Consider the following 25,786-nt stretch of genomic DNA (forward strand, 5'->3'; position numbering starts at 1 on the left):
GCGCGCACGCGGACACGGTGGGCGCGATCAATGTCCTACGGGCCGGGCTGGTCCGTCGCGAAGCCGCACCGGCATAGCGAGAAGCCCCCTCGTTCACGAAGGGGAGGAGTCACCAGCGGTTTCTGGACATCCCCGTACCCGATGGCGTTGAACGAGACGTCGATCCGCCCGGCCTGTGCGGCGACGCCGTCGACGAACGCGTCCACCGCCGCCCCCTCCCGCGCGTCGACCACGGCGGACTCCGCCGTCCCGCCCGCGGCACGGATGTCCTCGGCCAGTTTGCCCAGGGGCGCGGCGTCGCGCCCCGCGATGAATACCCGCGCCCCCTCCCGGGCGAAGGCGCGTGCCGCCGTCCCGCCGATGGGACCGCTCGCCCCGTACACCACCGCGACCTTGTCCTTGAGCAGCATGTTCTCGATCTCCGTTCCGATCGGGCTGCCGAACGTCCGGCCGCGCGACGCGGCCCGGCCCTCATCCGATACGTCGGTGCCGAGACCCGGGATTCGACATGTCCGCGCGGATCACGGCGTGGGGATGCCCGCGGGCCGGGCCGGACGGCCCAGGCGGACCGGTACGCCGGGGGAGTACAGGACGCTGACGGGCGCGCCGCTCGGGGCGGGCAGACCGGCCGCGGTGACCAGGTTCTCCTCGCAGGTCAGCAGCTCGGCCCGGTACAGCGGCCACCGGGGGTGGTGGTTCGGCAGGTAGGCCAGCGGCTGGGGACCGCCGAAGAAGGCGTTGTGCATGCCCCAGCGCGCGGTGAGGAAGTGCTCCAGCTCGGTGGGTTCCGAGATGCGTTCACCGGTCCGTACGGTGATACGGCTGTACGCGCCCCGCGGGCCGGGCCAGCGCCGGGAACTGGTGTAGGTGACCGTGTCGTCGGCCGTGCGGACGGCCATCCGGGACCACAGGTACGGCAGCCGGAAGCCGACGCGTCCCATCACGACCGGGATGAGCCGCGCGGCGTCCATCGACCGGAAGACGACACCACGCCGCCCGTGTGCGTCCACCGAGTACAGGCGCACGTTGGTCTCGGGGAACGTCCCGAGATACGGCACTCCGGGCAGCCGCAGCCAGCCGACCCGGTGCATCCGGAACGCGACGAGGCCGACGTAGGTGAGGCCGTCGTGCGTGTCCGGAAGCGTCCCCTCGGGCAGCAGTCCGGCCACCACGTCCGGTGCGACGGCCCAGTGGATGAAGGTGAGGTCGAGCCACTCCTGGGTGAGCAGTGGCGTGTGTATGCGGGCGGGCGCGTCCGGGGTGACGGGAGTGGGTTTCGGCACGACGACAGAATGACAGAGCCGCGATCCGTCCGACGGCGACGGCGACGGCCCGCGTCAGCGATAGCGTGCGGAGACCCGGCCGAGGTGGGCGCGCAGCATCAGCTTGGCCTCGTCCAGGAGGCCGGGATCGCCCTCGGGGTCCCGGCGGAACGCCTCCTGGGCGAGGGCGTCGGCGGCGAGGACCGCGGCGTGGGTGGCGCGGGCGAGTGCCTCGTCGTCGCGGGCGAGGTCCAGCGCGAGCAGGACGCGCCGGACGCCGTCGGCCATCCGGCGCTTGTGCGCGCGGTCCGCCGCGCGGGTCTGCTCGGTGAGGCTGCTGCCGAACCACAGGGCCCGGAAGCCGTGTTCGGTGCGGTAGATCGCGGCGTAGGCGTCGATCAGCACGCCGACGGGATCCTCCCACTGCTCGGCCGCCGCGGCACGGACCAGGTCGTCCATCGCGGACTCCAGCCGGACGAAGTAGCCCGCCGCGAGGGCGTCGATGACGGCGTCCCGGTCGGGCAGGTACTGATACAGCGAGCCGACGGAGACCTTGGCCTCGGCCGCGATCCGGGTGGTCGTCAGCGCCTGCACGCCCTCGCGGACCAGGACCCGCTCGGCGGCCTGGAGAACCCGGGCCAGCCGGGCCTTGCTGCGCGCCTGCTGCGGAGTGCGGCGCAGGGGGACCTGCCAGGTGCCGCCGGGCTCCGGGACCGGATCTCCCATGTACGGCCTCCAAACGTGAACGTGACATTGTTTCATGTTTAGGCTAGCGTCGCGCACATGACAGGCTCAAGCTCGGTGCTGGGTCCGGAACGCGCCGCCGTGGCCGAGGCGTGCCGTCGGCTGGGGGCCGAAGGCCTGCTCATCGGTACGGCCGGCAACGTCAGCGCGCGCGTGGAGGACCGCGTCGCGATCACGGCGACCGGCGCTGTGCTCGCCGACCTCACCGCCGAGCAGGTGACCGTGGTGGACCTCGACGGAAACATCGTGGCCGGGACCCTCGAGCCCACCTCGGAACTCGACCTGCACCTGGGGGTCTACCACCGCTACGGCACCGGCGCGGTCGTCCACACCCACGCCCCCATGGCGACCGCGCTGTCCTGCGTCCTCGACGAACTGCCCTGCATCCACTACCAGTTGCTCGCCCTCGGAGGCTCGGTGCGCGTGGCACCGTACGCCACGTTCGGCACCCCGGAACTCGCCGAATCGGTCCTCACGGCACTGGACGGCCGCAGCGCCGCACTGATGGCCAGCCACGGCGCCCTCACCCACGCACCCACCCTGGCCAAGGCCGTCGAACACGCACTGCTGCTGGAGTGGGCATGCGGCGTCTACCAGCACGCCGCCGCCCTCGGCACGCCCCGTGTCCTGGACGAACACCAGCAACTCGCCGTGATCGAGGCCGCGATCGCCCGCAACTACGGCACCACCCACCCCGTACCGCCTGTGCAGGAGGGAAACCGATGAAGGTCATCACGATGGGCGTGCACGTACTGGACGTGCTGGTGCGGCCGGTGGAGGCGATACCCGAGGGCCAGGGCGCGACGCTGGTGGAGGACATCAGAATGACCGCCGCCGGGACCGCCGGCGGAACGGCACTCACCCTCGCCAAACTCGGCGCCACGGTACACAGCGCGGGCGCCATCGGCTCCGACCCCACCGGAGACATGCTCATCCAACTCCTCGGCGCGGCCGGCATCGACACCCGCTTCCTCGTCCGCCGCACGGACACCCCCACCTCCGCGACCGTCCTGCCCATCCGCCCGGGCGGCGACCGCCCCTCGCTGCACCTCCTCGGCGCCAACATCACCTACGGCCCCGACGACGTCCCCTGGGACGCCATCACCGAGGCGACCCACCTCCACCTCGGCGGCCCCGAACTCATCGGCGTCGACACCGCCACACGCATCCTGTCGCACGCCAAGGAACACGGCGTGGTCACCTCGGTGGACCTGCTCGCCCCCGGCGCTCTGGGCAGTTTCGAGCAGATCGAGCCCGCCCTGCCGTACGTCGACCACATGCTGCCCAACGAGGACCAGGTCCTCGGCTTCACCGGTGAGAACGACCTGGACGCGGGCGCACACAAGCTCCTCGACGCCGGAGCCGGCCTGGTCGCCGTCACCCGCGGCGCAGACGGCGCACTACTCGTCACACCGGAGGGCACCGAGCAGATCGCCGCCTTCGCGATCGACGTGGTCGACACCACCGGCTGCGGCGACGCCTTCTCGGCCGGCTTCGTGCGCGGCATGAGCCTGGGCCGCACACCGTACGACTCCGCCGTCCTCGGCTGCGCGGCCGCGGCACTGGTCGCCCAGGGCCTCGGCAGCGATCACGGAGACTTCGACCTCACGGCGGCCGACACCTTCGCCGCCACACACAAGCCCCGCCCGTGACCTGAGAGGCGGCAGCCGGACATTGGTCCGCGCGGCGCAGAGCCGGGCCGACGGGCCCGCCGGACTACGTTCGGGCATCTGTACAGCCGTCAACCGTGTGTACTACGTTGCGGCCAGCCTTCGCCGGCCTCGCCTGGGCAACTTCACCGCGTAGGCAGGCCTGCTGGCGGCGCGTCATGGCACCCTGGCGGGCACGCTGATCGCGGCGACCCTCGGTCAACCGCCCTGGCCGGCGTCGCGTGTGCCTGGCTGCCGCAGCGGTGCTCCCTGCGCGTCCGGTACCTCACGTTCGCCGGGGTGCTCCTCGGGGGCATGCTGGTGCTGTTCGCCGCGTCGCGGATGGTGTCCCTGCCCGTCGCTGCCGCCGGTGCCGGCTGTACCGTCGCGCCGTACATGATGTCGGGGCCGAGACGTCTGGATCATCGACACGGTTTCGGTGGAGCAGCACAAGGCACCGGAGCCTGGAGCGTTCGCGCAGGGCCGCCGGACGGGCTGACGGGCGCGTGCCTAGCCGTGCAGTTCGCGGTACGCGGTGACCGCCCCGGGATGCAGCGGCACGACGCCCGTGGAGATGAGGCTGCGGACGTCGAGGAACTGGGTGCCGAGGGCCGTGGCCGGGACGAGGTGGCCGGCCCGGCGCACCAGGACGTCGGTGAGGGCGGCCGCGACGGGTGCGGGCAGGTCGGGGCGGCACAGGAGGAGGTTGGCCACGCCGATGGTGGCCACCTCGCGCGTTCCCCGGTACGCGCCGGCCGGCACCGTCACCACCTCGAGTCCCGATCCGGAGTGTTCCGTACCGGAGCGCAGGCGGGGCAGGAGGCCGGCCAGGGGGAGGAGGCGGATGCCGAGCCGGGACAGGGCCGGCAGCGGTACGCCGCCCGACACCAGCAGGGCGTCGATGGCACCGTCCCGCATCGCGCCGGCCGCCTGCGGGAGCAGCAGGTGGCGGACGTGGACGTCGGTGCCCGGGGTCAGGCCCGCCGCACGGAGCAGGCGGTCGCCGAGGACGGCGCCGCCGGACGCGGGCGCGCCCAGCGAGACGGTGCGCCCCGCCAGGTCGGCGACGCTGCGGATCGGTGCGTCGGCGCGTACGGCCAGCTGGAGGTAGTTCTCGTAGACACGGCCGATGGCACGCAGCGGGACGCGGCGGGCGAACGGTGCCGAGCCGGCGTACGCGGCCCACGCGACGTCGGCCAGTGCCAGCGCCACCTCTGCGCGACCGGCTTGCAGCAGCCGTATGTTGGCCACGCTGGCCTCGCTGTTGACCACCTCGCAGGACAGCCGGGGGTAGGCCAGCCGCACCTGGTCGGCGAGCAGTTCGCCGAAGGCCGCGTAGAAGTTGCCGGACTCGCCGGTCGCGATGCGCAGCCTGCCGTGCGGGCCGCGGTCCGTGTGCCGGGTGTCGGCTGTCGCGGCGGCCGCGAGGAGTCCGGTGCACGCCGTGCCGAGCGCGGTGCGCAGGACGGTGCGGCGGGTGGGGCCGGTCATGGCGTACGGTCCTTCGGTCCCGGGGAGCCGTGCTGGGCCCGGGGGAGTACGACCCGGACGCGCAGGCCGTGCGGGTCGGCCGTGGTGAACTCGACGCGCCCGCCACGGCCGGCGACCAGCTGCTCGGCGATCGCCAGGCCGAGGCCGCTGCCGCGTACGTTCCGGTGGCGCTCGGAGCGCCAGAAGCGGGTGCCGGCCTGGGTGAGCTCGCCGGTGGCGAGGCCGGGGCCGTTGTCCCTTACCTCGAACACCGCGTCCGTGCCGTCGGTGAAGCAGCGCGTCTGGACGTGGGCGCCGTTCCCCGCGTACTTGATCGCGTTGTCGAGCAGGATGTCGGCCACCTGGGCCAGTTCGCTCTCCGTGCAGCTCATGAGGATGGCGGGACCTGCCGCGAACTCCATGCCGGCCCCGGCCTGTTCGGCCACCGGCCGCCACAGCTGGGCCTGCGCGGCGGCGACCGCCGTGGCGTCGCACCACGCTTCTCGCACATCCGTGACGGCGAGTTCCCCGGCGCGGTGTTCGGCGTTGGCGAGGGCGAGCAGGTCGTCGAGGAGGTGCTCCATGCGTTCGAGTTCGGCGGTCACGCCCGTGTACGTGCGCGCGGCGGAGGCGGGCAGGCGGGGCTGGAGCGAGTCGATGCGCAGGCGCAGCGCGGCGAGCGGGTTGCGCAACTGGTGCGAGGTGTCGGCCACCAGGCGGCGCTGCTGTTCCAGCGCCGTGGTCACCGCGTCGGCCATGCGGTTGAAGCCGGTGGCCAGCTGTCGCAGCTCGGGTGGGCCGCCGGCCCGGGCGTGTTCGGCGGGCAGTCCGGCCGCGAGCGCGCCGACCGCTCTGTCCAGATGGTGGAGAGGGCGTACGACCAGGCGCGTCGCGGCCCGGGCGAGCAGCACGCACGCCACGGCGAACAGACCGGCGCCCGCCAGGACCAGCGCCCAGCGCAGGGCGATGTCGTCCGCGGCGTCCCGCACCGAGGCGCGCAGTACCACCGCGCCGGACACGCGCGTGCCGGTGCCCACCGGGCGGGCGAGCAGTTTGTCGGCGCGGGACCACGGGCGCAGCGTGCCTCCGGGCGAGACGGGCTGGTTGCGCAGCGCCGCGTCGACGAGACGGGCCACCGCCGGGTCGGCGGAGCGCAGGCCGCCCGTCTGCACCACCGGGGCGCGGCGGGTGTCGACGACGACGACCGCCTCGCCGTACAGCTCGGTGTACCGGGTGGTCTCGGCGGTCAGCGCGCCGGTGTCGCCGCTCTCGGCGGCCTGGTCGGCCAGTCCGGCGAAGCGGTCGAGGTCGGCGGTGCGGGCCGCGACGAGCTGCTCGGTGCGCTGGGTGGCGGTGACGCCGAGCAGCGGGACGGCGAAGCCGGCCACCGCGAGCACGGCGAAGGCCAGGACGACGGTCAGTACCCGGGTACGCATGGCCGGGTTCAGCCGCCGAACCGGTAGCCGAAGCCACGGATGGTGGTCAGCACCTCGGGCCGGCCCAGTTTGGCGCGAAGCTGGGTGAGATGGACGTCGAGCGAGCGGGACACCGCCAGATAGGCGTCGCCCCACACCTCGTCCATCAGCTGCTGGCGGCTGACCGCCGTTCCCGCACGGGCCGCCAGCGCGGCGAGCACCGCGAACTCCTTGGTGGTCAGCCGCACCTCGGCCCCGCCCACCGTCACCCGGCGCGCGTCCAGGTCGACCTCGACGTCACCGGCGAGGACCGTACGCGGCGCCGCAGCGGCGGGTGTCCCGGCCCGGCGGGTCACCGCCTCCATTCGGGCCAGCAGCTCGGCCAGCCGCACCGGCTTGACGAGGTAGTCGTCGGCGCCGAGGCGCAGGCCGCGCACCACCGACCGCTCGTCGCCGCGGGCGGTGAGGACCACCACCGGCAGACCGCTCACCGCACGCAGTTTGCGCAGCACCTCCAGCCCGTCGAGGTCGGGCAGCCCGAGGTCGAGCAGCAGCAGGTCGGCCTGGCGATGGCGGGCGAGGACCTCCTCGCCGCGCCGCACCCGGGTGGGCAGATGACCGTGCTCGTACAGGACCTCGGTCAGCGCACCCGCCACCCCGTCGTCGTCCTCGGCCAGCAGCACCCGCACGGTCGCCACCCTTCCGATCAGTCCCTTGCCTCGCTCTCCAGCGGCGATCCGTCCGACGTCTCGCGCATCCGAATGTAGACGAGCAGCGAAATCAGGACACAGGCGGTGACGTAGTAGAAGTACCAGCTCTCGTGCCCGGCGTTCTTGAACCACAGGGCGACGTACTCCGCGGTCCCGCCGAACAGGGCCACCGTCAGCGCGTACGGCAGGCCGACGCCCAGCGCCCGGATCGACGTCGGGAACAACTCGGCCTTCACCACCGCGCTGATCGACGTGTACAGCGAGCTGACCGCCAGCGGCCCGACCATGAGCAGGAACGCGTGGACGGGGTCGCTGGTGCGCGACAGCAGGATGAGCGAGGGCACCACGACCAGGGCGCCCAGCGCGCCGAACGCGATCAGCATCGGACGCCGGCCCACCCGGTCTGACAGCATCCCCATGACCGGCTGCAGCGCCACGAAGACGACGAGGGCGAAGAAGTTGATCCAGGCGGCCGTCGGCTTGGCGATGCCGCTGGTGTTGACCATGAACTTCTGCAGATACGTGGTGTACGTGTAGAAGAACAGCGTGCCGCCCATGGTCAGCCCGACGACGACCAGGCACTGCCGCGGGTAGGACAGCAGCATCCGCAGACTGCCGCGCGCCGGCCCGTCACCGTCGCCCTTCTCGCTGTCCTCGGCCGCCGCGCGCTCGAAGCTCTCCGACTCGTCCATGCCCCGCCGCAGCCACAGCACGACGATCGCCCCCGCCGCGCCGACGACGAACGCGACCCGCCACCCCCACGCCTCCATCTGGGCGCCGCTGAGCACCTGCTGCAGCACGATCTGCAGGCCGAGCGCCGTCAGCTGACCGGCGATGAGGGTGACGTACTGGAAGCTGGAGTAGTAGCCGCGCCGTCCCGGCGAGGCCACTTCCGACATGTACGTGGCCGAAGTCGAGTACTCACCTCCGACGGACAGGCCCTGCAGCAGCCGCGCGGTCACCAGGAGCAGCGGCGCGGCGACCCCGATCGCGCCGTACGACGGTGTCAGCGCCACGATCAGCGAACCCACCGCCATGAGCGTCACCGACAGCGTCAGCGCCGAACGCCGCCCACGCCGGTCGGCGTACCGCCCCAGCACCCAGCCGCCGATGGGCCGCATCAGGAAGCCGACGGCGAACACCGCGGCGGTGTTGAGCAGTTGGGCGGTCTGGTCGCCGGACGGAAAGAACGCGGCGGCGAAGTACACGCTGAACGCGGTGTACGCATACCAGTCGTACCACTCGATCAGGTTGCCGATCGATCCACGCACGATATTGCTGACGACCCTGCGCTCGCCGCGGCGCGTCTCCTGCGCGCCCGCTGCCGTGGTCTGTGTGGCCATCGAGAACTCCCTTGTCTGCGGCCTGGGAGCACACAGAGTCGACGGCACGACAGAGCCGTTCAACATCGCGAACCAAGTCCTAACAGTCCCTTAGGACTGTGGCGGGACGATCACTTCCTGGTGCGGACGATCACTTCCTTGGGTATGGCGTACGGGCGTGCCGGGCCTCGGGTGGTGGGGCGCGAGGCCCGGCGGCGGGAAATCCCCGGGCGGCTTCAGGCTGCCGGGGTCAGTTCGGCCTTGCCGAACAGGAGGGCGTAGCCCGCAGGGAGTTGGGCGATGACGTGGGTGACGAGGTCGGGACCGGCGAGCTGGGCGACGACGGCGAGGACGGTGCCGGCGTCCCAGCGGGCGGTGGCCGGGGTGCCGCCGGTGTGGGTGGCGAGGTCCTTCACGAAGCCCCAGCCGGTGAGTTGTTCGGGGGCGGGGATCTGAGCCGTGAAGATCCGGGCCGCTTCGAGGGGCAGCCGGGCGGCGAGTTCGACGCGTTCGTCGCCGGTGAGCTGCCGGCCCAGTGCGGCGAGCACGTGACGGACGACTTCCTCAGCCCGTTCGCGGGTGGGGTATGCGCCTTCGTATCGCACCCTTTCCAGCATCTGGTGGTACGACATGGCCGGTGTGGGCCGGGCTGGTTCGGACTCCGGGAACATTGGGGACAGGGTCGCCTTTCCAGTGTGTCGTGTGGTGGGTCAGTGGTTCATGGGCGCCTCGTGCCTGCGTTTCACACGTGCTGAGGCGCGCCGAACAGCAGGTCATATTCCGGGGGGAGCTGAAGCAGGATGCGGCGCATGAGGTCCGCGCCTGCCGCGTCGGCGACCACGCTGAGGACGGCGCCGACGTCCCATTTCGCGGTCTCTTCGGTGGCTCCTTCGATCCAGGCGGCGGTGGCTCTGACGAACCGCGCGGGGTCCAGCGGCTCGGCGGCCTGCAGCGGGTTGAGCAGGATGACGGCGTAGGTCTCGGGCAGCCGGGCGGCGAGTTCGGCACGCTCCTCGCCGACGAGATGGGCGCCCAGCAGGGCGAGGACGACGCGGGCCGCCCTGTCCGCCTCCTGTTGCGAGGGGTATTCGCCGCGTTCCTCGACCGCGTCCAGGAACGCGTCCCATCTCATGTGCACCACTGTGCTGCCCCCTTTCGACGGTCAGGCGCGCGGAGGGCGGCCGACGGGGACGGCCGAAGGGGAGGGGGACATTCCAGCCCTCCGCGCGCGGTCCGGAATTCGGCAGGCGCCGGTCAGCCGCTGATCTCCTTGCGCCCGGTGCCCCCGGCGCTGATCGAGATCTTGCGCGGCTTGGCGCGCTCGGCGATCGGAATGCGCAGGGTCAGGACACCTGCGTCGTAGTCGGCCTTGATGTGGTCGACGTCCAGCGTGTCGGCCAGCATGACCTGGCGGGAGAAGACGCCGAGCGGACGCTCGGACAGCTCCATCTGCACGCTGTCGGCCTTGGCGACCGGGCGGCGTTCCGCCTTCACGGTCAGCATGTTCCGCTCGACGTCGATGTCGATCGCGTCCGGCGAGACACCCGGCAGATCAAGGGCGATCACGTACTCGTCGCCCTCGCGGTACGCGTCCATCGGCATCGGGGCCGGCTGCGACCAGGTGCCGGACGTACCGAAGAGCTGCTGGGTGAGACGGTCGAGCTCACGGAACGGGTCGGTGCGCATCAACATCGGTGAACACCTCCAGTGCTTTTGGCAGTACCTGCCAATGCGCTTCACCTGACTCCGTTGTACCATGTCATCGAAACGATGACAAACGAAATGTCGTCGAAAGGATGACGAACCTCAACGGAGGAACCCTCAATGTCAGGAGCCGAGGCAGCCGACCGGAACAGCCCGGGCCGGCCGCCTGAAGGAGCGAAGCCCGGCCCCACCTCGTTCCTCGCGGCAGCCGCCGCCCTGAGCGCCATCGACGAGGCACTGCACGCCGCCGACGCCCCGCCGGACAACGAGCCGCCCGGCGCGGATCCCGCTCCCGAGCAGGTCCTGGCTGCGCTGATGCTGCTACGCGAGGTACGAGACCGGCTCGCCGGCTGGGAGACGGGCCTGATCGAGTCGGCCCGGGAAGCCGGAGCCAGCTGGGCCGATCTCGCCGGCCCGCTCGGCGTCGCCAGCCGACAGGCGGCGGAGCGCCGCTACCTTCGGCTGCGCCCCGGAGCCACCGGCACCACCGGCGAGCAACGCGTCAAGGCCACCCGCGACCGCCGCGCCGCAGACCGCTCGGTCACCACCTGGGCCCGCAACAACGCCGCCGACCTGCGCCGACTCGCCGGCCAGATCACAGCGCTCACAGACCTCCCCGTCGCCACCCGCTCCTTGATCCACCGCATCGACGAGGCCCTCGCAGCCGACGACGCCGCCCGTCTCATCACCCCCCTGACCGAAGCCCGACACCACCTGACAACCCGCCACCCGGATCTCGCCGCCCGCATCGACGCCATCACCGGCCACGCCGAGCAACTGCGCCAAAGCAGCGACGCGCAGCGCCGCACCAGCTGACCTCGGGTGAGCCGCCGCGTCATGAGCGTGACCAGTGCCGGCGGGCCCTCACTGTCCACGACCAGGAGTGCTTGAGCACTCAGCGACGCGCCAGGACCACGATGCCCCTTGGCGTCCGACGGGCGGCGATCCGCGAGACGGCGACCGGGATGCTCACGCTCGGCCCGGACCTGACCCTCGAGCCGGCCTCGCTTCGCGCCGGCGAGGATGTTCCATGCGGTAAGCCCAGGTTACCCGCGTATGGGCTATATGCCCCTTACTGTGCCCTTTCGAGGACTTCTCATGGACGGGGAGGAATCCTCACGAACGGGATGGAGTTGGGGTCGTGGCCGACGCGGAGCCTGCCGGTGGCGGTGACTCCGCGCGCCGCCCCGGAGAGATTCCGGATCCGGGGCGAGGGGCCTGGCTGCCGCTGCTGGCGGTGTGTGCCGGGTACTTCATGGTGATCCTGGACGTGACGGTCATCAACGTCGCCGTGCCCGTGATCGGCCGGGAGCTGTCGGCTTCGCTGACCGGCATCCAGTGGATCACCGACGGATACACCCTGGTCTTCGCCGGGTTCCTGCTGACCGGCGGCGCGCTGGGCGACCGGCTGGGCAACCGCCGGGTCTTCTGCTCGGGCGTCGCGGTGTTCACGGTGGCCTCGGCCGCGTGCGCGCTCGCGCCGGGCGCCCTGTTCCTGGTTGTTGCCCGCCTGGTGGAAGGGCTCGGCGCCGCGCTGATCGTGCCCGGCTCGCTGGCCCTGCTGCAGCAGGCCTACCCGGAGCCGGCCGTGCGCGCACGGGCGTTCGGGCTGTGGGGTTCGATGGCGGGCATCGCGGCCTCCGCCGGACCGCTGCTCGGCGGGCTGCTCGTGTCCACGGCGGGCTGGCGCTGGGTGTTCCTCGTCAACCTACCCGTCGGAGTGGCCTGCCTGACGCTGACACTGCGTCATCAGGTCTCCTTCGTGGATACCCCCGGCTTCAGCCGGAGGAGGAAACGAAGCTCCCGCGTGAGCGGGGCGGGGAAAGCCGATTCGCTGTCAGGGCGGATCGGCGTCCACCCCGGGACGGGGTGAGCGAGCCCACAAAGATCAGGAGCTCTCAACTGTCAGTCCTCCCCGGTAGGTTGGGACGCATGACGACAGAAGCGATCACGGAGACGGCCGGGCATGCCCGGTATACGCACCGTCTTCGCCTGTCGTCCACGGCCCGCACTTCTCTTGAGGCGGAGTGGGACCGCTGCCGCTGGCTGTGGAATGAGTGCGTCGCCAAGTCCAAGCAGGTGTACCAGCGGAACAAGGCGACCGGCGGCAAGGAAACGTGCGGGCCCGTACAGCTTGCGTCGATGCTGACCGAGGCCCGGCGCGTGACGCCGTGGCTGCGTGAGGGCGCGTGTGTGCCGCAGCAGCAGTTGATTCGCGACTTCGGCAAGTCCCGGGCGAAGGCATTGAAGGACATCAAGGCCAGGCTGCCGATGCAGCAGCGGGCCGGGATGCCCAAGTGGAAGAAGAAGCGCGAGGCCCTGCCCACCCTCGAATACACTCGGCGCGGCTTCCGCCTCAAAGACGGCCGTCTCCACCTCGCCGGCGGGATCGTCGTACGGCCGGTCTGGTCGCGGGAACTGCCCAAGGAACCGTCCACCGTCCGCGTGTACCGCGACGCGGTCGGCCACTGGTGGGCGTCGTTCGTCGTCCCCGCGGTGACCGAGGAACTGCCCAGGACGGGGCGCGTGATCGGTATCGACTGGGGCGTCAAGGAAACCGCCACCACCACGAGCGACACCCACGACCTTCCCCACGCCCAGCACGGGAAGACCGCGGCGCAAAGACTCGCGAAGTACCAGCGGATGATGGCCCGCCGCCGCCCGCCGAAGGGCCACGCCGGATCGAAGGGCTACCGCGAGGCGAAGCGGCAGACCGCGAAACTGCACCGCAAGGTCGCCGCCCAGCGGCAGGACACCGGCCGCAAGTGGGCCAAGCGCGTGGTCCGCGACCATGACGCTCTCGCCATAGAGGACTTCCGCCCGAAGTTCCTCGCGAAGTCGACCATGGCACGCACGGCCGCCGACGCCGCGATCACGGCGACGAAGAAGGCACTGATCGAGATGGCCAGGAAGCACGGCCGCGCCGTGCACTTGGTCCACCCCGCGCACACCACTATGGACTGTGCGCAGTGCGGAGCGAGAACCAAGCACGCACTACCTCTTTCCGAGAGAACGTATGCCTGTACCGCGTGCGGAGCCGTATCCCCAAGGGACAAGAACTCGGCGCGCGTGATGCTGGTCCGGGCTGGTCTTCAACCCGGCTAGCGCTGATCGTGTAAGACCTGCACCCCAGCCGGGGGCCAGGCAACGTGAGCTAGGAATCCCCCTCGTTCACGAGGGGGAGGGTCAAGTGGAGCGCTCCCCACGGCGTGCCGAACGGGCGCTGGACTGGCCGGCGCAGTGCGCGGTGGTGGCGGCGGTGGCACTGCTGACCACGGCGCTGAACGAGGCCGGACGGCGAGGCTGGTTCGATCCTCCGGTTGTGGCCGGCATGGGCCTGGCCGCACTGGCGACAGGCGCGTTCGTGCTGCGCGAGCGGCTGGCCCGTTCCCCGGTCCTTCCGCCGGCCCTGCTGCGCTCGCGTGCGATGAGCGGCGGCGCGATGATCGGTCTGCTGTTCAACTTCGGCTTCTACGGCATGGTGTTCACCGCCAGTCTCCAGTTCCAGCACCAGCGGGGCTTCAGTGCCCTCGGCGCCGGGCTGGCGCTGTTCCCGGCGGTGGCGATGACCATGTTTGCCTCTGTGCTGTCCGGGCGGCTGACCCCGCCGTACCGGCGACCGTCCTCTGGTGATCACCGGCATGCTGGTGGCCGGCCTGGGCCTGGCCGGCTGGGCAGTGGCCGGAGCCGCGCCCGACTACGCGCTGCTGGTGGCACCGATGATGGCGGCGGGTTTCGGTACGTCCTTCGCCCTGACCGGCTCGACCGCCACGGTGATGGGTGCCGCACCGTCGGCGTACTCCGGCGCCGCCTCCGCGCTGTTCAACACCACCCGCCAGATCGGCAGCGCCATCGGAGTGGCCCTCGGCGGCAGCCTGCTCGCCACGGCCACCGACTACGACACCGGGCTGAGGATCAGCATGGCCATCGGTGCGCTCGCCTATTTGGCCGCCGCGGGCCTGGCTTGGCTGTGCGTTCCGGCGAGTTCGGACAAGTCGTAGAGCGGCATGCGTACAACCTCGGGACCGGTTGACTGGTCTTTGCCACCGTACGAACCAATCCGACCTTCCAGTACAACTCGGTTCAACGGGGGAACACATGAGCCATGTCCGCGACCACCAACGCAACCAGAACCACCAACGCAACCAGAACCACCAACGCAACCACACCCGCACCCGTCGCGCCGCGATCGCGGCCGTCACCGTCTTGATGGCGGGCGTCCTGGGGACGGCGGGTGCCGGGACCGCGGGCGCCGGCACCGCGGCACCGCAGACGCGCCAGATCGCCTCGTCCGTGCTGGGCAGTGACTACAAGATCACGCTGACGGCGGTGCGGTCCGAGAATGACGAGTACGCCGCATCCGTTCGGCTCCAGGTCTTCACGCAGACCGGGGGAGCGTGGAAGGAGTCCGACCGGGTCACGGTGGGCGACGTGGACGGGTGGTTCTGGTATCCGCTGACGGGCAGGGGCGCCGTCTGCGAGTTCGCGACCGCCGGCACGGAGCCCGCGCCGCTGACGGTGAGTCTGCTCGTCACGCCGTCCATCGGTTGCTCCGAGCCCGCGCACTACGTCGTGAAGGAGGGCAGGGTCTTCGCCGGCTGACCGGCGGGGCCCGCGCGGCGTCCGCACGGCCGGTTCACTGCCGGTCGTACGGACGCCGTTGCTGTTCTGGGCGGGGCGGGAGCCGCTCGTCGGGTGCTGTCTGTGCGGCGCGGGGGAGCGCCGACTGGTGTGGTCAGGGCCTGTCAGGTGGCGACCTCGCCAGGCAGCGGAGGGGAATCGGGGGTTCGCTCACGGCGCTGGCCGGGTTCGTGTCGGTGCGTTCGTGGGCAGCCGTGTCGGCGTTCGCGGCGGCTGCGTCCCTTGGCCTGTGGCTGCTGGCCTTGCCCGCCGTCGCGTCGGTTGAACGTGCCCATACGGCGTCTCGGCGTCTGCCGGGTGCCTGAGCCGGGACGCGATCGACGGCATGCCACTGTCACGTCGGCCGAAGGACGACTCGTGTCTCTCACCCGCGCCGTGGCCCCGGCCGGTGTGCCGGCCGGGATCGGGAGCAACGGGATGTGAGGGCTGGTGGTTACTGCTTCCAGGCCCAGTGGAGGCGGTCGAGTCCGCTGGGGTTGTTGACGGTGAGGCTGAGGCGGGTGCCTGTGCAATGGAGGGTGGTGAGGGAGTAGGTGTCGCCGGTGCGCAGGCCGGGCCAGTAGACCGAGCCCAGGCCCATCTCCCGGATGGTGTCGGTCGCGGCCTGGATGTAGGCGATCTCGTTGGAGCCGTTGACCGGTCCGTTGTAGTCCAGGCCGGAGGTCATCGTGGCGCCGAACTCGTCGAGGATGGTGCGTGAGGCGCAGCTGCCTATGCGTTCCTTGAAGTCCTGCTTCCACTGGTCGACGCTGGTCCAGTCGGTGTGCCAGAAGCCGTAGTTGTGCAGGGCGATCCGGGTGCCGTCGAGCCGGCTGTCGGCGCACACGGGCTTGACGTCCTCGCTGTACTTGATGCCTCCGATGAGGATCCGGTCGCGGGGGATGAAGCGGTGGTTGGTCACCCAGCGTGCGGCCACGTCGCGCCACTCCTGGGAGGTGTAGCCGAACGGCTCGTTCATCGGCTCGAAGTACACCTTGGAGTTGCGGGCGTAGGCGGAGGTGATCCGGGCCCACATCTGGTCCCAGGCGGCCTGGTCGTCGATCTTGCCGTCCTTGGCGTTGTCGGCTTCCCAGTAGCCCAGGATGACCTTGAATCCCCGGGCCGTGGCGGCGTCGATCGCGCCCCGGTATGCCTTCCAGAAGGGGCCGTTCACGGAGGTGGGGTTGACCGGGAGGCGGACCGTGTTGGCGCCGAGCTCGGAGAAGCCGCCGATGATCGCCCTGGACTTGGCGTAGGCGGTGGCGTAGCTGTCGGAGGTGGACAGGCCGGAGGGCACGACCGCGTCGTCGGCGTAATTGTCGCGCGGGTCGGCCCAGTTGACGCCTCGGAAGTCGCTGACGGGCGGCGGCGAGGCAGGGCGGGAGGCGGCCTCGGGTGCGGCGGACGCGGGGGTTGCGCCGAATGCCGTGACGCCGGCCAGCAACACCCCCAGGAAGGCTGTCTTGCGGTGGTTCTCTCGTGTCACGGCATCCCTTTCCGGCTGGCTGCGTCCGCACAACTCATGTGCAGGTCGGCGACTTGGTGGGCTCCCGCAAGGTAGAAGAGACCTCGAACAGAGGTCAACATATCTGCACATCAAATTTCATCAAGAACGCAGAGCAATGAACTGCCCACGCCCGTGAGCCGGGGGAGCGGAGGGGGCCGGGCCGGGGTCGGGGACCTGCCAACCCCTCTGTGTCATCTGCCAGTACGGCGGCAAGATAGGGCGGAGGAAGACTCCCGCCGCGACCGCAGCCTGGTGCGCCTGTGAATCCGGCCGGTGATGCCGGTGCCGACATGTCCCGCCGTCTCTGACCACCGTCCCAGCCGGGAGGGGGCGCGGTGCTGCGCCAAACGGGGCAGAACGGAACATCCTGATGTCATTCGCGTCGTTGAGCCAGGCATGAAGATCATCACTGTCGCCGTGCTCACCGGAGCGGCTCTCCTCGCCGCCGCCATCCCCGCCTCAGCAGACGAAGGGCCCATTGACTTTGGCATCTTCCAGGGTGTGAACGACACCAAAGGCTCAGTTTCCACGGACTCGAGCTCGACTTGGAAGCAGACCGACACCGAGACGAGTGGAACCGTCCCGAAGTCGGCCCTGGCCGTGCTGGTGGACAACCTGGCGTGGCCCGGCCAAAAGTGACCAGACATCGGAGGGGACGAGGAGCAACTGTTCTTCGGAGCCGATGAGGAGGTTGGGGAGGCGGCCACCGCCTTGTGAACGGGTGGGCAGTCAGCGGTGTCACGCCGTCAGCGCCGCCTCCACATCCGCCAGCTCCGTCTCCGGGTCGGCCATCCGGGACAGTACGTCCAGGTCGTCCCTGCTGTAGCGGGCGCGCACGTCGTCCTCCCAGCGTGCGGCGGCGGTCCGCAGCGGTTCGACGGCTTCCGCGAGGCGGCCTAGCCGGTGCAGGACGAGGCCGTAATACCCGGCGGCCTCCGTCCGGCAAGCGGAGTCGCCGCCTTGTTCCCAGGCCGTGCGGAGAAAAGGTTCCGCCTCGGCGTACGCACCGCGCTGGGCCTTCAGTTTGCCGGCGAGCATGGCGTTCAGCGGAGACCCGTCACCGGCCGCGCGCACGTACCAGCGCTCGGCCTCCTGGTAGTCCCGGTGGTGCTCGGAGAGCCACCCCATCTCGTTGCACGCATCGTGGTGCCCCGCCTCGGCGGCCGTCCGGTACCACTGGTCGCGCAGCGTGGGCCTGCGCAGCTCGCCGTACAGCTCCGCGAGGTCGTAGGCCGCCTGTGGGTCCCCGGCCAGCGCGGCGGGCTCGATCCAGCGACCCAGGTGGCGGGCGTCCGCGCCGGCCCAGTCGCCGAGGATCCTCCCGTACGCGTACGAGGCGTGCACGTCGCCCGCCTCGGCTCGCTCGCGCAGTCCGGGCAGTCGACGCAGGTCCTTGCCCGGGGCGACGCCGCCGCCCGCGCGGATCGCGGCGATCCGGGCCAGTTGCTCGACGACGTCCTCGTCGTCCTCGCCGACCTCCCGGAACCAGCGTTCGGCCTCCTCGTAGCGCCGCTGCCGCCTGCAGAGGACCCCGAGGTTCCACTGAGCCGGCTGGTGCCCGTGCGTGGCCGCGAGGCCGTACCAGTGCTCGGCATCGCCGAGATCGCCGCGCCGCTCGTGCAGGACCCCCAGTACGTACGCGGCGCCTTCGTAGCCCTCGTCGTGGGCCTGGAGCAGCAGGCCGCGGGCCTCGGGCCAGGACGCCTCGCCGCCGGTCTCCGTCAGGAACACGGCGTGGTCCACGCCGGCGGAGGCGCTGAGCGCGGAAGCCCTGCGGTAGTAACCTGCGGCCTCGGTCGTCAGGCCCGGGTAGTCGCGGAAGTGCTTTTCCACATCGAAGAGCGGGCGCAGCGCCTCGGCGGCGGCGTCCCCGTCCCCGGCTGCCTCGGCGGCGTCGAGCCCCGCCGCGACACGGTCGAAGTCGGCGCGGATCGATTCGAAGAGCTGCGCCCAGCGGAAGACCGCGATGTCGCCCAGCTCGATGTCGCTCATCAGGAACTTCGCCGCCTCGTCGAGCCGCCCCTCGGCCGCGAGCAGCTTGCCGAGCTCGATCTTGCAGTCGAGGTGGCGTCCGCCCTCCCAGCCGCGGCGGAACCATTCGGCGGCCTCCGGATCACCGTCCTCGCGGAGCAGCACGCCGAGTCCGTAGGCGCATCCGGCGTGGCGGTCGGCGACGGCACGGTAGAGGGCGTCCGCGGCGCGCCGATCACCGCGGATCTTCCGGTACCGGGCCAGTGTGTAATGCGAGAAGGCGTCGCCGGCGGCCACGGCCTGCTCCCAGTAGGGGATGCCTTCGTCCACGTACTTGCGCAACACGAAGAAGTCGGTGTGCCGACGGGCGGTCTTGGTGTCGCCGGCGCGGGCGGCGGCGACGAGCGCATCTCCCTGCGCCTGTATGTCCTGCGTCATGATCGCATCGTGCCAGGTAGCGCCAAGTACCGGCCAATGGGCGGCTGTTGCCGTCCGGCAAGGCCGGCGCGCCGGCGCCTCCCTGCCGCGGCCGAGTTCGTCGACGCGGTCCGCCCGCGCGATTCCGCGGTCGGGCTGGAGGCACGTTCACCACGCCGTCCAGTACCCATACCTCCGCATGAAAACTGAGCGCGGTTGCATCGCGTTTCCGTGGCCAGCCATCCCGCTCAGTCACACGCAAGGAGGTTCCAGCGGGCGGAGCCGGACGCGTCCTTCGTCGAGCCGCCGACGTCGACGACGGTGCTGGTGCCGGATCGCGTCGAGGGCACCGTGCGGGCTGCGCTTCGGCCCGGGGGATGACCGTCGCACACCGCACCCACCGGACACTGCCCGCCGTACCGCCACCCGCCGCGGCCGCGGAACCGCGCCGGCGGCTGCACAGACACGCGCTGCCCGCACAGGTGACCGCTGGATCCACAGCGACGGCACCGCCTCGGGCGTCCTGCGTGGCGCGGTGGCCCGGGACCAGAAACAGGCGCGTCTGCACCTGCTCTGCACCATCCAGGGCAAGGGCAGCCACACGCCACGGGCCGAACCGCGAGGCGTCGGCCTGCACACCGAGTGACGAGGCCGCCTGCCGCGCCCTTCGCTGAGGACGCGCAGGCGGCACCCGCACGACGCCCCGCAGTTCAGGTGCGCGGCGGCGTTTCGTCGGTCAGGGCCCAGCGTTGGTTCGCGCCCGACGTGGGAGTCCAGGTCGTCACCCTGGAGCCGTCCGCCGTGGCGTGCCCGGCGACGTCGAGGAGTCGGCCGGTGGCGGCGTTGACGAACGTCCAGGTGCCGTCACCGGCCGTCGACATGATCCACTGAGCCTCCCGGCCGGCCGGCCCGGAGTCCGGGTCCTCCAGGACCGCTGCTCCGTCCCGCACGGCGAGCCGCTTGCCCGTCGCGGAGTTGACGAGCGCGTAGCGCTCGCGGTTGCCGTTGCCGTGGGTCAGCTTCCGTACGGACCACAGCTGGGCGTCGGCGTCGGCGGCGGTGTCGGAGGTGCGGATGACGAGCCCGGTGGCGTCGTCGTTGGGCGCCAGTGACTTGCCGCTCTGCACGCCTTGCAGCCGGTAGACGTGCCCGGGCTGGATGAGCGCGGCGTCCCGGGCGGTCCCGCCGACGCCGAGGACGCGGAAGGTCGTGACCGACTTGGCCGGGACGGTGAGCGTGGTGGAACGGCCGGTCACCCGCACCGGCTCGCCCTCGACGAGCGCGCCGGCGGCGCTGGTCACCACGGGCGTGACGGAGGCCCAGGGGGCGACGTACCCGAAGCGGGAGAGGTCCAGGGTCACCGTGCGTGCCGTGGCGCCGTCGTTGACGTGCACCACCGTGGCGCCCGTGCCGGACTTCTTCACGGCGGCGACGCTGGAGGGGTCGTCGGGCTTGACGAAGCGGTCTCCGGGGCGGATGTAGTGGGTGAAGTTCCGGATGGTGTGGAACTTGCTGTTGGCCTTGATCGGGCAGGTCTCGAGCGTGTCGGCGGCCGTGCAGTTGAACGGGACGTGGATGCTGCCCCAGTTCTTGCCGGCGGCGGCCTGGGGGATGGAGTCCTCGATGGGCTGCCAGAACACCCAGGCGGACGGCTCGAGTTCGCGGATGTCGCCGACCATGCGGGTGGCGATCCCCAGCCCCGGCTCCATGCCGGTGAAGTCGGTGCCGGTGCCCCAGGTGCCCTCGACCTCGCTCATCCACAGCTTCTTGCCCGCGCCCTTGGCGCCGTCACGGGCGCTGGTGCGCTGGCCCGTGCCGTATGTGTGGACGTTGAGCTGGTCCACGGCGGCCCGTGCCGTCGCGTCGTACGCGTTCCAGTTGTCCGTGAAGATCTTCGGGTTGGTCTCGTCCATCGCGGAGACCGTGGCCCGCGTCCTGGCTTCGCCGAGGGCGCGCTGCAGGGCCAGGATCACCTTCTGCTGGAGTTCGGGGCCGGCGTGCGCACCCTCCTGGCGTCCGCCGGTGGGCTGGCCGTCGGCACCCAACTGTGTTCCCCAATAAGGTGTGTTGGGCTCGTTGAGCGGGGCGATGGTGTCGAACTTGATGCGGTGCTTCTTCTCCAGTTGGTCGGTCACCTTCACGAGATAGCCGGCGAAGTCGTCGACGCGATCGGCGCGGATCTGGTCCGAGCTCGCGTTGAACCCCCCGGAGACGTATCCGCTGACCGTCTGGAACCAGGGCGGCGAGTTGCTGAACGCCTCCCAGCGGGTCACCTTGTTCTTGACCTGGTCGATCCACCAGCGCTGGTTGGCATCGGCGGCCCAGTTCCAGTGGTCCGGGTTCTCTGGGTCCCACCAGTCCATGTCCTCACGCGTGGTTCCCTCGGGGGCTTTCCAGAAGCCCTCCATGGTGGCGCCGACCTTCATGTAGTCCTTGCGGACGTCGGGGCGTTGCCGCCGCCGATGTTGTAGCGCGCGATGTTCAGGCGGAGCCCGTCGTGGCCGAACAGCATGTCGACGAGCTGCTTGCGGATGGGGTCCGGATAGCCGCCGGTGGCGTTGGCGAACCAGACCAGGCTCGTGCCCCAACCCTCGAACTCCTGCTGCTGGTACGAGGGATCGACGCGTACGGTGACCGCGCTCGGCGGGTCGGCCGCGGTGGCGGCGGGTACGGCGACGAGTCCCGCGCCGAGCGCCAGGGGAGCGGTGAGTGCCAGGGCTCGGAGTGTGAGACGTCTGCTGGGCATGACCATCCGTTCGTGACGTGGGGTGACACGGAGGACATCTGCTCTGAACCGGGCCCGACGTCGAGACCGAACAAAAGCGTGCAGAAACGATCGGGCTGAAGGGATGCTGGATCACGGATCTAAACACGTCAAGACATTGGGCGCAGTTCGGTGTACTTGCGCAGACGGAGCCGCCGCCCTTCAGCGCGGCTGCGGGTGGTGGACCGCCTTGTCGCGCCAGGGCCACAGCGACAGAGCCCACTCGACCGAGGAGCGACGCCGGCTCGTTGTCGCCGTGGGCCGGCCCGTGCCCGGGGATCGCAATGACTGCAAGCCCCACGCCCTACTCGGCATCGCGCGCCTGCGCAGTCTCGCTCTCGCCGGTTGGTGGGCAAGGGCCGTTTCTCTGGTGCCGCCGCGCTTTCGCGCTAGGGAGCGCGCGGGCGTTCAGGTGTGCAGGGTCCGTACGGCGAGCACCGACAGCCAGGTCCAGCCAATGGTGAGTGCGGTGCGCTGGATCAGTCCGCGGCCGGGTAACCCCGTACTGGATCCGTCCGGAAGATGCCTGCGCCATCAGGGCGACTGCCCATATGCCGACCAGCAGCGCACCCCAGCGGGTAGGCCCCGCATGCCACAACCCCACCGAGAGCGCCAGTGAGAGTAAGCCTGCGGAGATGAAGCTCACGGTCTGTGCCCGCCCGGCGGGGCCCCAGGGCAAGTGAACTGACGGGGTGGTGAAGCGACTTGTAATGAGCTCTGTACCCACCAGCAGATATGTGGCGGTGAAGAGGGGGCCGGCAGCCACCCCACAGGCGGGCAGCACTTGATTACCCATGGCGTCAACTTAAGTTGACGCCATGGGTAATGTCAATCACCGTTGACAGGCGGGTGTCGCCTGCAAGTCATGCTGCCATCGGCCGCCGGTGCACCGGTGTCCGATCCTGCACAACCGCTTGTCAGTCCCGGCCAGGAGTCAGCCGCCACACCGTGAGGTCGAACGCAAAGGCAGTGGAGCATGTCAGCGGGACCCTCTCGCCGAGCACATCCACCGCGGCCGCCGTCTGGAGCTGTGTGTTGGTGCCCTTGGTGATCACGTAGTGGCCCGCCGGGTCCTCGATGACCTCGTGCACCGGCTTCGGCCGGCCCGCGGCCGCGTAGGTGCCGCTGATGACGGCGTCGCCCACGGGCTCGGCCGTGTCGTCCAGTTTCCTGACCGGGATGTCGGCCGCGATCGTCCCGTTGGAGAACAGCGTGATCTCCTCCGGTCCGTAACCGCCGCCGTACTCCCCGTTTGGCGTCTCGACCGACAGGCTGGTGTGCGAGCCGAACGCGGAGTTCTGGTAAAGGTCCACCGCGACGGCGACGCTCCCGGACCGCCCGGTGCAGGACAGGGCGTAACCCTTCTCGATCGTCTTGACCGGCTTGGATCCCCCCTCCATCGCCGGAGCGGCCTGGGCGGCCCCGCCGGCGGTGGCGACCATCCCGGCACCGATCAGGCAGGCGAGCGCGACTCGTGTCATGTCTCTCAACTCTGTTCCCCCTTGGGCTCTGGGCCCATGTGCGGCGTTTTACGCGCGTTGCGGGATCTGAGACACGCCAGTTGCGTGTTCGGTTGTACGGAAGAGAAAAGTCCAGGACCGCAACCCTGCAAACGCGGCAGGAGCGGGATGCCGACGCGCGTAGTCGTGGCAGAAGGACGTCTTCAAGGACACGATCCCGGCCGTTCTCGTCCGGATGGACCACCGGCACGCAGACAACGACGAGCAGCTCACGCCACGCTCCAGGCGGTCTGGGAGGGCGGGTTGGATGCTCATCGGATGCCCGGTCGACAGGCCTCTGCCGCGGCGACGTTGTCCGTCACCAGTTTCAGCATCCGGCAATGACGTCGTGGCACCGGCACAAACACCGGCCCCGCCCAGGGCGGGGCCGGTGTTGAAGCGCCCGCTGATCGCTACTGCCGTACCGCCACTGCATCCACCTCGAACAGCATCCCCGGCAGCGCGAGGCAGGCTACGCCGCTCAGTGTCTGGGCCGGCAGTTTGTCGCCGAAACGCGCGTGCAGCGCCTTGCCGAGGATCTCCAGCCTGTCCAGGTCGTGGTCGACGATGAAGGTACCGAGGCGGACCACGTGCTCGTATCGCAGACCGACCCCTTCCAGTGCCGACCTCAGCCGGTCCAAGGCCAGGTCGACCTGGGCTGCGAAGTCACCGGGCACCGGAGCACCGGTGGCGTCGGAGGCGTACTGGCCGGCGATGAAGACGAGTTCGCCGGGCGCTGAAACAGCGTGGCTTAGCCGAACGCTGTCGGGTCGTGGAGGGTAGCCGGATTCGTGATCGTGCGCTGATCCGAGGTCATGCCTGCTTCAACAGCTCGACTGATCTGCCCATTCCACGGAGGGTGGAGGCGTGGTGTCGGTACGACAGCCGGCCAGTGGTTCTTGGCCTTCGCGACGTACCGGTCACGAAAGACCGGTCACGACCCCCGAATTGGCCGGCGCCCCTTGCGCGGGGCGCTACCCGCTGGCCAGCTGGATCGTTCACGGCCACGGGCCGGTCGGCTCATGTGGAATCCCGGAATCGCTCATCCGGTTCGTGTTCGCGCAGGGCGCCGCTCAGATACGTCGCCAGCGGGCCATGGCGAAGGAAAACGCACCGAACATCACCAGGCCGGCCGCGACGCAGACCAGCAGCCACGGGCCCAGCGGGGTGTCGGCGAAGGTGCGCAAGGTGTCGTCCAGTCCCTTGGCCCGGTCGGGTTCGTAGTCGATGGCCGCACGGACGGCGAAGACGCCGGCCACGGCGAACACCAGCCCGCGGGCAGCGCCGCCGACCACTCCGGTGACGTCCACCAGTTGGAGTGTCCGGTGGCTCATCCGACCGGGCCTGAGCTCGGCGTGGTACTTGCGCAGGACCGCCCGTACGCCGACCCAGCCACCGGCCACGACGATGGCTATACCGGCCGCGCCGACCAGCCACCGTCCGGCGGGTATCTCCATCGCCCTGGCGGTGGCATCCCGGGACTGCTGGTCGCTGGATCCGCCACCGCTCCGGTTCCCACTCGCCACGAACGACAGCACGGAAGAGGCGGCGAAGACGTAGAACGCGAAGCGGACGGTCGCCAGCAGCCGCTTGCGCGCGCTACGGCCGTCCTGCCCGACGGAACCGAAGAGCGCCTCGGACAGCCGCCACAGGGCCATGCCGGCGAGTCCGATGCCCAGCGCCCACAACAGCACCGCGCCGAACGGCTTCTGCGACACTTCCGCCAGAGCCCCGCCCCGGTCGGCCTGCGCGTTCGTGTCGCCGAAGGCGATCTGCAGCGCCAGCGCACCGACGAGCAGATAGATCACACCCCGGGCGGCGAGGCCCGCCCGCGCCGCCCCCTCGGTGACCGAACCCCGCCCTGCCCGCCGTGCCCGGAACCGCCCGGTCCATGCCGGTGCACTCGTGTCCATGGAGACCTCCCGGCAGTCCGGATGCCCCGGTTCGGCCGCCACACACGCGGCCCTGCCGCCGGCCAGGGGGACAGGGTGCTTCCGGGCCGACTGCGTATCGCGTGCCTGCTCCTTCTTCGGTCTCTGAGCGGGTCAGCCGGTGGAAGTAGGCGCCGCTGACCGACCGGGCGTCGTCGAAGGCCAGGTGGGACTGGCTGCGGGGCCCCGTCCGGGGCTGAGGAGCATGCGCTTGCCCAGCCAGAACCGGTGATCACCCTGTTGGCGATTCCGACGGCCCCGGCGGTACTGCATCTCGTCCGTCTGCCGTCCGACTCCGGGGGCGGGTGGCAGGTCGCTTTCCCGCTCCCGGGCGAGGGCAACGATCGGCCCGGTTCGGCAGTCGTAGGGAGTGACACGCACATCCGACTCCTGCGCTCACCACCAATCACCGTCGCTCATGGGGCGGTTGCAGGAGGGCCTTGGCATCCCTGGGAGGATTCATGAGCCGCTCGGCCGCACCACCTGGCGACAGACGAGGCGGCGGGAGCGACATCGTCCCGATCGCCGCCGCCGCACGTGCCCGGCGGCGCAAGCCCGTCGGTCGCGCGACAAGCCGCGGTGTCGTGGTGGGGGCCGTCGCCGTGTGGCTGGCGGCGGTCGGCGCCTCGGCCGATGCCGCGTCCAGCGGTCCGGTGGTCAGCGGTGCCGCCATCAGAACCTAGCCAGGGGACGCCCCGCTTGAGCGGGGTGGGGAATGGCTTCTCTGGATTGCTCTGACCTCAACTGGGTGCACGGATCTGCACTGTTCACCTGTACCGCCTTTCTGCCGCATTAGACCTG

Annotated in this window: 21 protein-coding genes and 4 pseudogenes; 9 read left to right on the forward strand and 16 right to left on the reverse strand. The window is 70.7% G+C overall.

Translation table 11 applies throughout. The features are described from left to right. Nucleotides 1-35: 35 nt before the first annotated feature. From IF78_RS0140825 to IF78_RS0140835, 3 genes are all read right to left on the reverse strand, one after another. On the reverse strand, nucleotides 36-410 hold the full coding sequence (locus IF78_RS0140825; RefSeq protein WP_051828624.1) for an SDR family NAD(P)-dependent oxidoreductase: 375 nt from the start codon (nucleotides 408-410) through the stop codon (nucleotides 36-38). A 111-nt stretch (nucleotides 411-521) separates the two neighbouring features. Further along, nucleotides 522-1,283: a YqjF family protein gene (locus IF78_RS0140830; protein WP_031488023.1), complete on the reverse strand. Its 762-nt coding sequence runs from the start codon at nucleotides 1,281-1,283 to the stop codon at nucleotides 522-524. A gap of 54 nt (nucleotides 1,284-1,337) precedes the next feature. Beyond that, entirely contained in the window at nucleotides 1,338-1,988 is a 651-nt protein-coding gene (locus IF78_RS0140835) for a TetR/AcrR family transcriptional regulator (protein WP_031488024.1), read from the reverse strand. Between the two features lie 57 nt (nucleotides 1,989-2,045). Here IF78_RS0140835 and IF78_RS0140840 point away from each other — a divergent pair, with 57 nt between their 5' ends. Next, nucleotides 2,046-2,732: a class II aldolase/adducin family protein gene (locus IF78_RS0140840; RefSeq protein WP_031488025.1), complete on the forward strand. Its 687-nt coding sequence runs from the start codon at nucleotides 2,046-2,048 to the stop codon at nucleotides 2,730-2,732. Then, on the forward strand, nucleotides 2,729-3,658 hold the full coding sequence (locus IF78_RS0140845) for a carbohydrate kinase family protein (RefSeq protein WP_031488026.1): 930 nt from the start codon (nucleotides 2,729-2,731) through the stop codon (nucleotides 3,656-3,658). Before IF78_RS0140840 ends, IF78_RS0140845 begins: the two co-directional genes overlap by 4 nt. 507 nt (nucleotides 3,659-4,165) lie before the next feature. On the opposite strand, the gene IF78_RS0140850 is transcribed toward IF78_RS0140845, so the two are convergent. The 7 genes from IF78_RS0140850 to IF78_RS0140880 form a co-directional block, all read right to left on the reverse strand. After that, complete coding sequence (locus IF78_RS0140850) at nucleotides 4,166-5,146, reverse strand: TAXI family TRAP transporter solute-binding subunit (protein WP_031488027.1); 981 nt, start codon at nucleotides 5,144-5,146, stop codon at nucleotides 4,166-4,168. Then, entirely contained in the window at nucleotides 5,143-6,561 is a 1,419-nt protein-coding gene (locus IF78_RS0140855; RefSeq protein WP_031488028.1) for a sensor histidine kinase, read from the reverse strand. The genes IF78_RS0140850 and IF78_RS0140855 overlap by 4 nt, the downstream gene beginning before the upstream one ends. 8 nt (nucleotides 6,562-6,569) lie before the next feature. After that, nucleotides 6,570-7,229 (reverse strand): response regulator transcription factor, encoded by a 660-nt coding sequence (locus tag IF78_RS0140860; RefSeq protein ID WP_031488029.1) that lies wholly within the window; start codon nucleotides 7,227-7,229, stop codon nucleotides 6,570-6,572. A gap of 17 nt (nucleotides 7,230-7,246) precedes the next feature. After that, nucleotides 7,247-8,593, reverse strand: a complete 1,347-nt coding sequence (locus tag IF78_RS0140865; protein WP_031488030.1) for an MFS transporter — start codon at nucleotides 8,591-8,593, stop codon at nucleotides 7,247-7,249. Between the two features lie 215 nt (nucleotides 8,594-8,808). Beyond that, nucleotides 8,809-9,243 carry a DUF2267 domain-containing protein gene (locus tag IF78_RS0140870; protein ID WP_031488031.1) on the reverse strand — a complete coding sequence of 145 codons (435 nt, stop codon included), beginning with the start codon at nucleotides 9,241-9,243 and terminating at the stop codon, nucleotides 8,809-8,811. Nucleotides 9,244-9,314: 71 nt separating this feature from the next. Next, nucleotides 9,315-9,704 carry a DUF2267 domain-containing protein gene (locus IF78_RS0140875; protein ID WP_031488032.1) on the reverse strand — a complete coding sequence of 130 codons (390 nt, stop codon included), beginning with the start codon at nucleotides 9,702-9,704 and terminating at the stop codon, nucleotides 9,315-9,317. A 122-nt stretch (nucleotides 9,705-9,826) separates the two neighbouring features. Beyond that, nucleotides 9,827-10,264, reverse strand: a complete 438-nt coding sequence (locus IF78_RS0140880; protein WP_031488033.1) for an Hsp20/alpha crystallin family protein — start codon at nucleotides 10,262-10,264, stop codon at nucleotides 9,827-9,829. A gap of 132 nt (nucleotides 10,265-10,396) precedes the next feature. Here IF78_RS0140880 and IF78_RS0140885 point away from each other — a divergent pair, with 132 nt between their 5' ends. The 5 genes and pseudogenes from IF78_RS0140885 to IF78_RS0140905 all read left to right on the forward strand — a co-directional run bounded on the left by IF78_RS0140885 (nucleotide 10,397) and on the right by IF78_RS0140905 (nucleotide 14,878). Continuing rightward, nucleotides 10,397-11,092 (forward strand): hypothetical protein, encoded by a 696-nt coding sequence (locus tag IF78_RS0140885; RefSeq protein WP_031488034.1) that lies wholly within the window; start codon nucleotides 10,397-10,399, stop codon nucleotides 11,090-11,092. 379 nt (nucleotides 11,093-11,471) lie between these two features. Further along, nucleotides 11,472-12,026 (forward strand): annotated as a pseudogene (locus IF78_RS0140890) (MFS transporter); the annotation flags it as partial. A 182-nt stretch (nucleotides 12,027-12,208) separates the two neighbouring features. Beyond that, nucleotides 12,209-13,424 (forward strand): annotated as a pseudogene (locus tag IF78_RS0140895) (RNA-guided endonuclease InsQ/TnpB family protein); the annotation flags it as partial. A 481-nt stretch (nucleotides 13,425-13,905) separates the two neighbouring features. Beyond that, complete coding sequence (locus tag IF78_RS50155) at nucleotides 13,906-14,277, forward strand: MFS transporter (RefSeq protein WP_234440022.1); 372 nt, start codon at nucleotides 13,906-13,908, stop codon at nucleotides 14,275-14,277. 208 nt (nucleotides 14,278-14,485) lie between these two features. Then, a complete protein-coding gene (locus tag IF78_RS0140905) occupies nucleotides 14,486-14,878 on the forward strand; it encodes a hypothetical protein (protein ID WP_051828628.1) in 393 nt (130 codons plus the stop codon). Between the two features lie 472 nt (nucleotides 14,879-15,350). Here the strand turns inward: IF78_RS0140905 and IF78_RS0140910 are convergent, their stop codons facing one another. Next, entirely contained in the window at nucleotides 15,351-16,382 is a 1,032-nt protein-coding gene (locus IF78_RS0140910; protein ID WP_031488016.1) for a cellulase family glycosylhydrolase, read from the reverse strand. A 417-nt stretch (nucleotides 16,383-16,799) separates the two neighbouring features. Between IF78_RS0140910 and IF78_RS0140915 the strand changes: the two genes are divergently transcribed. Beyond that, entirely contained in the window at nucleotides 16,800-17,042 is a 243-nt protein-coding gene (locus IF78_RS0140915) for a hypothetical protein (protein WP_031488017.1), read from the forward strand. A 99-nt stretch (nucleotides 17,043-17,141) separates the two neighbouring features. Here IF78_RS0140915 and IF78_RS0140920 read toward each other — a convergent pair whose 3' ends face one another. The 5 genes and pseudogenes from IF78_RS0140920 to IF78_RS0140950 all read right to left on the reverse strand — a co-directional run bounded on the left by IF78_RS0140920 (nucleotide 17,142) and on the right by IF78_RS0140950 (nucleotide 24,967). Continuing rightward, nucleotides 17,142-18,812 (reverse strand): tetratricopeptide repeat protein, encoded by a 1,671-nt coding sequence (locus IF78_RS0140920; protein ID WP_031488018.1) that lies wholly within the window; start codon nucleotides 18,810-18,812, stop codon nucleotides 17,142-17,144. A gap of 689 nt (nucleotides 18,813-19,501) precedes the next feature. Further along, nucleotides 19,502-21,543 (reverse strand): annotated as a pseudogene (locus tag IF78_RS50575) (RICIN domain-containing protein). 929 nt (nucleotides 21,544-22,472) lie between these two features. Beyond that, a complete protein-coding gene (locus IF78_RS0140940; RefSeq protein WP_031488019.1) occupies nucleotides 22,473-23,036 on the reverse strand; it encodes a hypothetical protein in 564 nt (187 codons plus the stop codon). A gap of 431 nt (nucleotides 23,037-23,467) precedes the next feature. Then, nucleotides 23,468-23,871 (reverse strand): annotated as a pseudogene (locus IF78_RS44505) (RidA family protein). Nucleotides 23,872-24,127: 256 nt separating this feature from the next. Beyond that, entirely contained in the window at nucleotides 24,128-24,967 is an 840-nt protein-coding gene (locus IF78_RS0140950; protein ID WP_031488020.1) for a DUF1206 domain-containing protein, read from the reverse strand. A gap of 479 nt (nucleotides 24,968-25,446) precedes the next feature. Here IF78_RS0140950 and IF78_RS0140955 point away from each other — a divergent pair, with 479 nt between their 5' ends. Then, the gene (locus IF78_RS0140955) at nucleotides 25,447-25,668 is read left to right on the forward strand and encodes a hypothetical protein (protein WP_031488021.1); all 222 of its coding nucleotides are present in this window, start codon (nucleotides 25,447-25,449) and stop codon (nucleotides 25,666-25,668) included. Nucleotides 25,669-25,786: the final 118 nt, after the last annotated feature.

Origin of the sequence: Streptomyces bicolor, assembly GCF_000719285.1 — a bacterium.
GTDB classification, from domain to species: domain Bacteria; phylum Actinomycetota; class Actinomycetes; order Streptomycetales; family Streptomycetaceae; genus Streptomyces; species Streptomyces bicolor.